Annotated in this window: 9 protein-coding genes and 1 tRNA gene; 5 read left to right on the top strand and 5 right to left on the bottom strand. The window is 68.3% G+C overall.

The window, feature by feature from the left end; genetic code table 11:
* The 3 genes from ABDW35_RS06785 to ABDW35_RS06775 form a co-directional block, all read left to right on the top strand.
* Nucleotides 1-485 (top strand): sugar nucleotide-binding protein (locus ABDW35_RS06785; RefSeq protein WP_343713091.1); only part of this gene is annotated, 485 nt, incomplete at its 5' end.
* A 60-nt stretch (nucleotides 486-545) separates the two neighbouring features.
* Nucleotides 546-1,364, top strand: a complete 819-nt coding sequence (locus ABDW35_RS06780; protein WP_343713092.1) for an SDR family oxidoreductase — start codon at nucleotides 546-548, stop codon at nucleotides 1,362-1,364.
* Nucleotides 1,361-2,323: a GDP-mannose 4,6-dehydratase gene (locus tag ABDW35_RS06775; protein WP_343713090.1), complete on the top strand. Its 963-nt coding sequence runs from the start codon at nucleotides 1,361-1,363 to the stop codon at nucleotides 2,321-2,323. Before ABDW35_RS06780 ends, ABDW35_RS06775 begins: the two co-directional genes overlap by 4 nt.
* 63 nt (nucleotides 2,324-2,386) lie before the next feature.
* On the opposite strand, the gene ABDW35_RS06770 is transcribed toward ABDW35_RS06775, so the two are convergent.
* Complete coding sequence (locus tag ABDW35_RS06770) at nucleotides 2,387-4,303, bottom strand: ABC transporter substrate-binding protein (RefSeq protein WP_343713089.1); 1,917 nt, start codon at nucleotides 4,301-4,303, stop codon at nucleotides 2,387-2,389.
* 235 nt (nucleotides 4,304-4,538) lie between these two features.
* Between ABDW35_RS06770 and ABDW35_RS06765 the strand changes: the two genes are divergently transcribed.
* Nucleotides 4,539-4,973: a DUF6766 family protein gene (locus tag ABDW35_RS06765; protein WP_343713088.1), complete on the top strand. Its 435-nt coding sequence runs from the start codon at nucleotides 4,539-4,541 to the stop codon at nucleotides 4,971-4,973.
* Here ABDW35_RS06765 and ABDW35_RS06760 read toward each other — a convergent pair.
* The 4 genes from ABDW35_RS06760 to ABDW35_RS06745 all read right to left on the bottom strand — a co-directional run bounded on the left by ABDW35_RS06760 (nucleotide 4,955) and on the right by ABDW35_RS06745 (nucleotide 9,045).
* The gene (locus tag ABDW35_RS06760; RefSeq protein WP_343713087.1) at nucleotides 4,955-5,119 is read right to left on the bottom strand and encodes a hypothetical protein; all 165 of its coding nucleotides are present in this window, start codon (nucleotides 5,117-5,119) and stop codon (nucleotides 4,955-4,957) included. The two genes, ABDW35_RS06765 and ABDW35_RS06760, sit on opposite strands and share 19 nt — an antisense overlap.
* Before the next feature lie 80 nt (nucleotides 5,120-5,199).
* Complete coding sequence (locus ABDW35_RS06755; RefSeq protein WP_343713086.1) at nucleotides 5,200-6,336, bottom strand: acetate/propionate family kinase; 1,137 nt, start codon at nucleotides 6,334-6,336, stop codon at nucleotides 5,200-5,202.
* Nucleotides 6,337-6,344: 8 nt separating this feature from the next.
* On the bottom strand, nucleotides 6,345-8,723 hold the full coding sequence (locus tag ABDW35_RS06750; RefSeq protein ID WP_343713085.1) for a phosphoketolase family protein: 2,379 nt from the start codon (nucleotides 8,721-8,723) through the stop codon (nucleotides 6,345-6,347).
* A 247-nt stretch (nucleotides 8,724-8,970) separates the two neighbouring features.
* Nucleotides 8,971-9,045: transfer RNA gene (locus ABDW35_RS06745), tRNA-Thr, on the bottom strand.
* Between the two features lie 459 nt (nucleotides 9,046-9,504).
* Here ABDW35_RS06745 and ABDW35_RS06740 point away from each other — a divergent pair.
* Nucleotides 9,505-10,407 (top strand): hypothetical protein, encoded by a 903-nt coding sequence (locus ABDW35_RS06740; RefSeq protein ID WP_343713084.1) that lies wholly within the window; start codon nucleotides 9,505-9,507, stop codon nucleotides 10,405-10,407.
* Nucleotides 10,408-10,446 lie beyond the last annotated feature (39 nt).

Below are 10,446 nucleotides of genomic sequence, written 5' to 3'. Positions count from 1 at the left end.
GCGAGAGCAAGGCGGCGCGGGAGGCGGCTGTCCGCGAGGCGCTGCCGCGCCACGTCATCCTGCGCACCGCCTGGGTGTTCGCCGCGCACGGCCACAACTTCATGCGCACCATGCTGCGGCTGGGCACCGAGCGGCCGGAGCTGCGCATCGTCGCCGACCAGCATGGCGGGCCGACCCCGGCCGCGGCCATCGCCGCGGCGATCCTGGCGATCCGTGCCCAGGCCCTGGCGCCCGGCTTCGACGGCTGGGGCACCTTCCATTTCGCCGGCGCGCCGGCCACCACCTGGCACGATTTCGCCGCGGCGATCTTCGCCGCCACGGGCCGGCCGGGACCGGTGCTGCATGCGATCGCGACCGCGGACTATCCGACCCCGGCACGGCGGCCGTCGAATTCGGTGCTGGATTGCGGCAAGATCGGCCATGTGTTCGGGCTGGGGCAGCCGGATTGGCGATCGGCGCTGTCTGCCATGGTGCGGACGCAATAGCGACGCAGAAAGGGGCCCGGCCGATGGCCGGTGACGTGCTTGGGGGGACGATTGGCTGAAGTGCTGGTGATCGGGCGAGCGAGCTTTCTCGCCCGCAGCTTCGTCGATGCCCATGGCGCCGGCGGCATCCGCCACGCCGCCTGGGCTGATGTGGCGCGGCCGGAGACCTTCGACGGCATCGGCTGCGTCGTCAATTTCGCGCTCGATCCGCGCTATATGCGCGAGTCCTACGACCCGGCGCTCGATTGCGACCGTACCCTGGCCGAGGCGATCGGCCAGGCGCAGCGCGCGGGCCGGATGCCGGCGGATGCGCATGTGGTGATGATCAGCACCCGCAAGGTCTACGGCCCGGCCGACGGCCAGCCGCTGGTCGAAACCCGAGTGCCGGCGCCGCAGGATGCCTATGGCCGCAACAAGCTGGTGACCGAGCAGCTGCTGCAGGACCGGTTCGGCCCGAAGCTGACCATCCTGCGCCTGTCGAACGTCTTCGGCTTCGAGGACCTGCCGGGCCGACGCACCTTCCTCGGCCTCCTGCTGCGGTCGCTGCGGGAGGAGGGCGTGATCCGCTACGACGTCAGCCCGTTCACGGTGAAGGACTTCCTGCCGGCCGAGGCCTTCGCCGCAGCGCTGGTCAAGGTGGTGCGGGCGCGCCCCGGCGGGCTGTTCAACGTCGGCTCCGGCGTGCCGCTCGAGGCCGGCTGGCTGGCGATGTGGATCCTCGAAGGCTACGGCCGCGGCAGCCTCAGCATCACCGATCCGTCCATTCGCGATGCATTCACGATGGACGTGGACAAATTCGTCGCGCGCTTCGGCCCGGTCGCCGGTCGCGACGACATTCGTACGGCCTGTCTGGCCATTGGAAGGAGACTTGGGGGTTGAACAAGATCGTCATCACCGGGGCTGCGGGTTTCCTCGGCTCGCACCTCGCCGACCTGTTCGTGGCGCGCTACCCGGACTCCCGGTTCGTCTTCTTCGACAAGATGACCTATTCGGCGGATATCGAGAACGTCGTGCACCACCTGCATGACCGCCGGCGCCAGCTGCTGGTGGGCGACATCTGCGATCCGGAGTTCTGCCGCCAGGCGACGGCGGGGGCGGACCTGGTGATCCATGCCGCGGCCGAAAGCCATGTCGACCGGTCGTTCATGAACGCGACCCGCTTCGTGCACACCAACGTGTTCGGCACCCACACGCTGCTGGAGGCGTGCCGCATCAACCAGGTGCCGCGGATCATCCATGTCTCGACCGACGAGGTCTATGGCGAGGTGCTGGAGGGCGAGGTCGACGAGGACACCATCCTCAACCCGACCAACCCCTATTCGGCCTCGAAGGCGGCGGCGGAGATGATGGTCCGCAGCCTGATCCATTGCTACAAGATGCCGATCCTGATGATCCGCGGGAACAACATCTTCGGCGCCCGCCAGTATCCGGAGAAGATCATCTCCCGCTTCTGCCTGCGCCTGGTGCGCGGCGAGAAGCTGCCGATCCACGGCAATGGCAGCAATGTCCGCCACTACCTGGCGGCGCAGGACATGGCCGAGGCGATCGCCCTGATCAACGAGGTCGGCCAGATCGGGCAGGTCTACAACATCGGCTCCGACGAGGAGTACACCAACCTCCAGGTCACGCGGATGATCTGCGACGCCTTCGGCGTCGAGATGCAGGAGGTGGTCGAATATGTCGAGGACCGGCCGTTCAACGACCGGCGCTACTCGATCTCCTCCAGCAAGCTGCGCAGCCTGGGCTGGGCACCGAAGCGCCGCCTGGTCGACGAGATCCCCGGCATCGCCAAATGGTATCGCGACAACGCCAAGCGCTACGAGTGGGACGAGGTGTGATCGGCTGATGCGGAAGCGCCCGGCCCGCGGCGATGGTGCTGCGGGCCGGGCGCTTCGCCAGGATCAGGACGGATCGACCCAGAAGGTGTCGGGGCGGTAGACCCCGAAATGGGCCCCCGGGTCCCAGGAGAAGATGCCCTTCTCCGGCACGTTGTGCAGCCGGGTCTTGACCACGACCGGCTGCAGCACGCCCTGCACCGTGCCGATCGAGGTGACCTCGTCGGCCTGGATCTTCACCATCTCGCGCATGATGGCGTCGCGGCGGGCGGCGTCGGTGGTGCCGCGCCATTCGGTGTAGAGCGCCATCAGCTTGGTGCCGAACTCGACGTCCGGCTTCTCGCCGGCGCCGCCACCGGTCTGCACGAACTGGCCCCATTTCGGATATTGCAGCCAGTTCTGGTCCACCGGCGCCAGCTGCGACGGGCCGGTGGTCGGCGTGATCAGGCCGTTGTCCCAGCCCTGCCACACCGACATCACCGTGTCGCCGGCGAAGATCCGCTGCAGGAACACGTCGCGCTGCGACTGGGCGGTGTGCAGTGCCACGCCCATCTTGGCCCAGCTCTCGCGCACCAGCTGCAGCACGTCGGCCTCCAGGCTGCGCTCGCCGGCGCTCTCGACCACGATCTCCAGCCGCTTGCCGTTCGGCATCAGCCGGGTGCCGTCGCCATCGCGCTTGGTCAGCCCGATCTCGTCCAGCAGCGCGTTCGCCTTGTCCAGGTCGAACTTGGCCCACTCGGTCGCCAGCGCCTCGTCATAGTAGGGCGACTGCGGTAGCACCGTGTTCTGGCTCGGCCGGGCCTGGCCGAAGAACACGGTCTGGTTGATCTCGTCGCGGTCGACGCCCAGCGACAGGGCACGGCGGAAGCGGACGTCGCGGTTCAGCGCCCGCCAATCCGGGTCGCTGCAGTTCAGATTGGGGTACAGCGCGACCTCGGAGCCGAGGGCCGTCGGCCACAGCCGCACCTTGTAGCCACCCGCCTGCTCGCCGGCCTTGAGGAAGCTGATGTTGTCGAAGCGCAGGCCGCGGGCCTGCAGGTCGGCCTCGCCCGTGCCGGTCTTGGCCGGGATCAGCGAGCCTTCGACGACATTGACGATCACCCGGTCGAGATACGGCAGCTGCCGGCCCTGGCTGTCGACCCGGTGGTAATAGGGGTTGCGGACGAAGACGAAGCGCTCCGCCGGCGCCTTGGTGGTGTTGACCCAGGGCTCCAGCACCGGCAGGTCCGGATTGGCGGAATCGATCAGCTTGCTGCGCTGGGTGTACAGCGCCACCCAGTTGCGGGCACCGGCCTCCTTGACCATGGCGTCCAGCGCGGCGGCGTCGGTGTATTTCTTGTGGAACTTCTTCAGGTAATGCGCCGGCGCGAAGATGTAGAGCGGGGACGCCCCCGCGATCGCCGGCAGGAAGTCCGGGTTCGGCTTGGACCAGGTGTAGCGGACGGTCTGCGCATCCGGGAATTCGACCTTCGGCTGCTCGCCGTCGACCAGCAGCCGGGAATCCGGGCCGTAGGGCATCAGCTCCTTGTCCTGCGACACGTCCTCCCAGAAGTAGCGGAAGTCGTCGCTGGTGAAGGGCTGGCCGTCGGACCATCTGTGGCCCGGCCGCAGATGCAGGGTGAACACCTTCTCGCCGTCGACGTCGATCGACTGCAGGATGTCCGGATGCAGCTGGAAGTCCGGCCCGTAGGCGACCAGCCGGGCATAGCTGTAGGTGTTCATGATGCGGACGTCGCGGGCCCGGCCGATCATCCAGGCGATCTCGCCGCCCGGCTTGCCCGGCTCCTTCTTCTCCGCCGCCAGGTCGACGACGGACGGATCCTGCGGCACGCGCTGCGCCACCGGCGGCAGCTTGCCGGCGGCGACGTCCTGCTCATACATCGGCGTCTCCACCAGAGCGGGAGGCGCGGCACCGGCCGGGACGGCAACGGCCAGCGCTGCGGCAGCTGCAGCCGCCGCGGCGAAACGGTGAATCCAGGTCATCTGCCTACCCTGTTGTGGGTTTTGGTCGTTTCCCTCGAAGGCGGGCAGTATCGGCCCCGCGAGGCCGGATTGTGAAGCGGGACATTTGAGGCAGATCCGGCGCGTGCCGGCCTGCACCCGGATTCCGGTCTCCGCCGGAACGGATCGGCTGTTCTGAAGGTCATTGTCGGTGAGTCCGTTTTGGGCCGCATGGGCCGTTGACAGCGGCACCGTAATCATCATCGGAGACAGCGTGATGTCGAACTCGATCTGGAAACGCTACGGCTATGGCTGGGTGACGCTCGGCTTCTTCGTCATCTCGCTGGTCGGTCACTGGCTGTTCGGCTGGTTCGCCTATGTCGACGAACAGCGCCAGCACGGGGCGCCGCCGGAGGTCGGGGCCTACGTTGTCGAGATGAGCCGCGACACGCTGGAGAACTGGCAGTCGGAATTCCTGCAGCTCCTGTGGCAGATCGGCGGCCTGGCCTTCCTGCTCTATGTCGGCTCGCCGCAGTCGAAGGAGGGCGACGACCGGATGGAGGCCAAGCTCGACGCCATCCTCGCCGCGGTGGAGCCCGAGCGGGCCGACGCGCTGATCGACGAGATCGACCGCGAATACGCCGGCCGGCATACCGACCAGCGCTGGACCAAGCTGGCGGCCGCGGCAGGGCGTCAGCCGCCCTCCCGGTAGTTCCGGCGGACCGCCTCCTCGGAGGCCCGCTTCAGCTCCGGGCTGCGGCGGCGGTGGCGCCATTGCAGGGTGCCGTAGATCATGCCGCCGGCCAGGATCGCGACCAGCAGCACGTCGACCACCAGCCACAGCCATCCGATATCCATGGTGTCCTTCCCGTGACAGGGCGGCCGGAGCGGCCGCCCTCACAGGGTGACGGGCCGGGCGGCGGATCGGTTCCCCGGGCTCAGCGCTCCGCCGGCCGGGTCCGCAGCGCCTCGTCGGCCACCACCTGCTCCTCATCGGTCGGGATCACCAGCACGGCGACGGGGCCGCCGGGCGCCACGCCCAGCCAGCCGAGATGGCCGCGGATCCGGTCGCGGATCTCCGGCTGGTGCTCGCCGATGCCGGCGGTGAAGACCAGGGCATCGAGCCCACCGAGCGTGGCGGAGAGGGAGGCTATGGCCTGGGCGATCCGGAAGGCGAAGATCTCGATCGCCTCGGCCGCCGCCGGGTCGGCGCTGGCCAGCAGGTCGCGCGTGTCGCCGCTGATGCCGGACAGGCCCAGCAGCCCGGCGCGGTGGTACAGCAGGTCCTCGACCGCCGCGACATCCATGCCATCCTGGCCCAGCAGGTGCAGCAGCACCCCGGCGTCCAGTGCCCCGGGCCGGGTCGCCATCGGCACCCCGTCGAGGGCGGAGAAGCCCATGGTGGTCTCGACGCTGGCGCCGTTCCGGAGGGCGCAGAGGCTGGCGCCGCTGCCGAGATGGGCCACGACCACCCGCCCCGCCGCCAGCTCCGGATGGTCGCGGCGCAGCGCGTCGGCGATGAAGCAATAGGACAGGCCGTGGAAGCCGTAGCGCTTGATGCCGCGGTCGTGCAGCCCCCGGGGCAGGGCGAAGCGGCGCACCCGGTCGGCCTGCCCGGCGTGGAAGGCGGTGTCGAAGGACGCGGTCTGGACGATGCCGGGCCGCAGCGCGCCCAGCGCCTCGATCAGCCGCAGCGCCGGCGGCTGGTGCAGCGGCGCCAGCGGCACCAGCGCGTGCAACTGCGCCAGCACCTCCCCGGTGATGCGGGCCGGGCCGGTGAAGGCCTCGCCGCCATGCACCACCCGGTGCCCGGCCAGGGTGAGGCCGCCGAGGCCCAGCCGGTCGTCCAGCACCCGCAGGCAACCATCCAGAACGGCCCGTAGGTCGCCGGCATCGGCGACGCCGATCTCGATGGTGTCGGCGATACCCTCCGCCTCCAGCCGCAGCGCCGGCGGCCGGCTCTTCAGGTCGAGCACCGCCTTGGCGCGGCGCACCGCCCGGCCGGAACGCTCCTCGAACAGGCCGAGCTTGATCGAGGAGGAACCGGCATTGAGCGCCAGGATCTCCATCGGCATCGCCCGGCTCAGTCGAACGGCGCCGCGGTGCCGCGGCTGGGCCAGCGCCAGTCGGCGACGTCGGGCATGTCGCGGCCGTGCTGCCGGACATAGTCGTGATGCTCGGCCAGACGGTCCTGGAACCGGCGGCGGGCCCGGTCGGCGTCGGCGCCCAGCTGCGGCAGCCGGTCGATCGCGGCGATCGCCAGGTGGAAGCGGTCCAGCTCGTTCAGCACCACCATGTCGAAGGGCGTGGTGGTGGTGCCCTCCTCGCGATAGCCGCGGACATGGAAGTTGTCGTGGTTGGTGCGCTTGTAGGTCAGGCGGTGCACCAGCTGCGGATAGCCGTGGAAGGCGAAGATCACCGGCCGGTCATGGGTGAACAGGCCGATGAAATCCTCCTCCGGCAGGCCGTGCGGGTGCTGCTCCTTCGGCTGCAGCGCCATCAGGTCGACCACGTTGACCAGGCGGATGCGCAAGTCCGGCAGCTGCTCGCGCAGCAGCGACACGGCGGCCACGGCCTCCAGCGTCGGCACATCGCCGGCGCAGGCCAGCACCACGTCGGGGTCGCCGTCGCCCTCGTTGCTGGCCCAGCCCCAGCGGCCGATGCCGGCCCGGCAATGCGCGGCGGCCTGGTCGATGTCCAGCCATTGCGGCGCCGGCTGCTTGCCGGCGACGACGACGTTGATCCGGTCATAGGTGTGCAGGATGTGGTCGGTGACCCACAGCAGCGTGTTGGCATCCGGCGGCAGGTAGATGCGGACGATGTCGGCCTTCTTGTTCACCACATGGTCGATGAAGCCGGGGTCCTGGTGGCTGAAGCCGTTATGGTCCTGCCGCCAGACATGCGAGGTCAGCAGGTAGTTCAGCGACGAGATCGGCTGCCGCCATTCCAGCTCGCGGGTGACCTTCAGCCATTTGGCGTGCTGGTTCACCATCGAATCGACGATGTGGATGAACGCCTCGTAGCAGGAGAACAGGCCGTGCCGGCCGGTCAGGAGATAGCCCTCCAGCCAGCCCTGGCACAGATGCTCGCTCAGCACCTCCATCACCCGGCCTTCCTGCGCCAGATGCACGTCTTCGGGCAGGATGTCCTCCATCCAGACCCGGTCCGTGGCCTCGAACACCGCGTCCAGGCGGTTGGACGCGGTCTCGTCCGGCCCCATCAGCCGGAAGGTCCGAGGATTGTCGCGGATCACGTCGCGCAGCAGTTGGCCCATGGCCCGGGTCGCCTCGCCATGCGCGCCGCCGGGCTCCGGCACGTCGAGGGCGTAGCGGCGATAGTCGGGAATGGCCAGTTCCTGCCGCAGCCGGCCGCCATTGGCATGCGGGTTGGCGCCCATGCGGCGGTCGCCCTGCGGCGCCAGCGCCTGTAGCTCGGGCACCAGCCGGCCGCTATCGTCGAACAGCTCCTCCGGCCGGTAGCTGCGCATCCAGGCCTCGAGCTGGGCGAGGTGCTCCGGCTTGTCGGCGAGGCCGGACAGCGGCACCTGATGCGACCGCCAGAAGCCTTCGGTCTTCAGCCCGTCGACCTCCTTCGGCCCGGTCCAGCCCTTGGGCGTGCGCAGGATGATCATCGGCCAGCGCGGGCAGGCCGTGCCGTCGGTCCGTGAGCCGTGGCGGATCTCCTGGATGCGGCCGATGACGATGTCGAGCGTCGCGGCCATCGCCTGATGCGTCGGCATCGGGTCCGACCCCTCGACGAAATAGGGCTCGTAGCCGAAGCCCTCGAACAGCCGCAGCAGCGACTCGTCGGTCATGCGGCCGAGGATGGTCGGGTTGGCGATCTTGTAGCCGTTCAGGTGCAGGATCGGCAGCACTGCGCCGTCGGTCTTCGGGTTCAGGAACTTGTTGGAGTGCCAGGAGGCGGCGAGGGGGCCTGTCTCCGCCTCGCCATCGCCGATGACGCAGGCGACGATCAGCTCCGGGTTGTCGAAGGCGGCGCCATAGGCATGGGCCAGGGCATAGCCCAACTCGCCGCCCTCATGGATCGATCCCGGCGTCTCCGGCGCCGCATGGCTGGGGATGCCACCGGGGAAGGAGAATTGCCGGAACAGCCGGCGCATGCCCTCGCGGTCCTGTCCGATCTCCGGATAGATCTCGGAGTAGATGCCTTCCAGATAGGTGTTGGCAACGACCGCGGGCCCGCCATGGCCGGGGCCGCAGATGAAGATCATGTCCAGGTCGTCGCGGGCGATCACCCGGTTGAGATGGGCGTAGATGAAGTTCAGCCCGGGCGTCGTGCCCCAATGACCGAGCAGCCGCGGCTTGATGTGCCCGATCGCCAGCGGCTGCTCCAGCAGCGGGTTGTCGAGCAGGTAGATCTGCCCGACCGAGAGGTAGTTCGCGGCCCGCCAATAGGCATCAAGCCGTTCGAGGTCCCGGTTCTCGGCATGATGGTCCGTCATCGCTCCCATCCTCGCTGCCAGTGGATCCGAACACGGCATGAGTCGGCCGGACAGGCCGGCCGGGGTGGGGCGGGATCGCCCGCTGCCCGGCTCTGCCGCGCGTCCATGCTACCCCAGCAATGGGGGCAACCGGAGTTTCGACCCGCCTGTGAGACGATTTTTCCCATGAAGGAGCGCGGATCGATACGCGGGTATGGCGCGACCGGCGAAACCGCCGCGGCCGTCATCGATCGGGAGATGGGAAGAATGGTGCCGAAGCGGGGATTTGAACCCCGGACCTACTGATTACGAATCAGTTGCTCTACCCCTGAGCTACTTCGGCGCCGCAGGGCGCGCACCCTATACAGGGCACGCGCCGCAGCGTCAACGGCCGTGGCGCCCGCCGCGTCGCCGTCCCCAGCTCCCGCCGATATCGGTCCGGGCCTGCCGGTGCCAGTCAATGAATTTTATCGTATGCAGGTGACCCGCCTCTTTCGAGTCGATGCGATGTCGGTTGACTCACAATGGTCTCCGCTCCTAATATTGTTCGCTCTAATTTCTATGAAAGATAGAGAATATATTTCGGTAATTTAGAATCCGCTGCCACGATATTGCATCGTGACAGTCTCCGGCGGCGTATGCGCCGAATTCAAGACTGAGAGGCGAACATCTCGTGCTGGGCCAAGGCGGCGTCGGAGCTGGCGCCGGCCGTGACCTCGCGCGGGCCGCCCGCCTCTGACGCAACGGCCGCCATTTCGGCCGTGCGGTCCATTCAACCAACCGATTGCAATGGAGAGATTTGATGAGCGACAGACCCCTCGTCATTCGGTCCGGCCTGCGGAGCTACTCCGGCGTGCTGACCGACCTGGTCGTCTCGGCCGATCCCTCGAGCGGCGTCACCCTGCAATGGCTGAACGGCGATGACCCGAAGCAACTATGGACGAGGATGTACGCCGATGGCGGGTTCTATCTCCGCAATGTCGCGGCCGGCACCTATCTGCGGTCCAGGGATCTGAACAAGCCGGTCTTCCTCGATTCCCACCCCGAAGTCTGGGAAAAGACCGGGCCGGACGAGACGTTCACCGCCATCCGCCCGATCCGCGACCCGGACGTGAACCTGAATGCCCTGAACGGCCGCGCGCAGATCGGCCAGTCGGTCGGCATCGCGTGGTGGTATGGTGACTTGGGCAAAGAGGTCTGGTCGCTCGCCGACGTCGCCGAGGTCTGGCCCCGGCCGACGCTGACGCAATCCTTCGTCAGCGGCCTGAAGAACAAGGCGCTCTCGATCAATCCGGCCGATCCCACCGGGGTGCTGGTGGTCGACGACTACAGCAAGTCGGATGACAGGTTCGTCTTCACCGTGACGAAGTGGAGCGCCGGCTTCTCGATCGTGAACCGGGCGAGCGGCAAGCTGGCCTATATCGGCGAAGCCCTCGATGGCGCCGAACTACATCAGCGGGCGGCCGAGGAGATGGACGTGAACGCGCTGTGGACCTATGGCGGCCAGGGCACGTTCCAGGCTGTGCGGCCATGGCTCGGCGACCGAGAGAACTGGAACATCTTCCGCGGCGACCCCCAGCATGTCCCTTTGGGCGTCATGAAGATGGGCCTCTGGAACTGGAGCGACAGCAAGCCCAACGAGATCTGGCAGACCGTGACGGTGGGACCGGCCGGCAAGGCGACGTCCGAAGCGGCCGCGGAGTAGGAGAGGCACCGCGGGCCGGGGCTCGGCCGCCGGCCCGCG

Source organism: Inquilinus sp. (assembly GCF_039594555.1).
Taxonomy (GTDB): Bacteria; Pseudomonadota; Alphaproteobacteria; order DSM-16000; family Inquilinaceae; genus Inquilinus.
This window is presented reverse-complemented; position numbering and strand designations above follow the sequence as displayed.

Excerpts from the sequence above, each read along its gene's own strand:
- ABDW35_RS06770 (WP_343713089.1), bottom strand. The coding sequence starts at position 4,303 with ATGACCTGGATTCACCGTTTCGCCGCGGCGGCTGCAGCTGCCGCAGCG.
- ABDW35_RS06765 (WP_343713088.1), top strand. The coding sequence starts at position 4,539 with ATGTCGAACTCGATCTGGAAACGCTACGGCTATGGCTGGGTGACGCTC.
- ABDW35_RS06760 (WP_343713087.1), bottom strand. The coding sequence starts at position 5,119 with ATGGATATCGGATGGCTGTGGCTGGTGGTCGACGTGCTGCTGGTCGCG.
- ABDW35_RS06755 (WP_343713086.1), bottom strand. The coding sequence starts at position 6,336 with ATGCCGATGGAGATCCTGGCGCTCAATGCCGGTTCCTCCTCGATCAAG.
- ABDW35_RS06750 (WP_343713085.1), bottom strand. The coding sequence starts at position 8,723 with ATGACGGACCATCATGCCGAGAACCGGGACCTCGAACGGCTTGATGCC.
- ABDW35_RS06740 (WP_343713084.1), top strand. The coding sequence starts at position 9,505 with ATGAGCGACAGACCCCTCGTCATTCGGTCCGGCCTGCGGAGCTACTCC.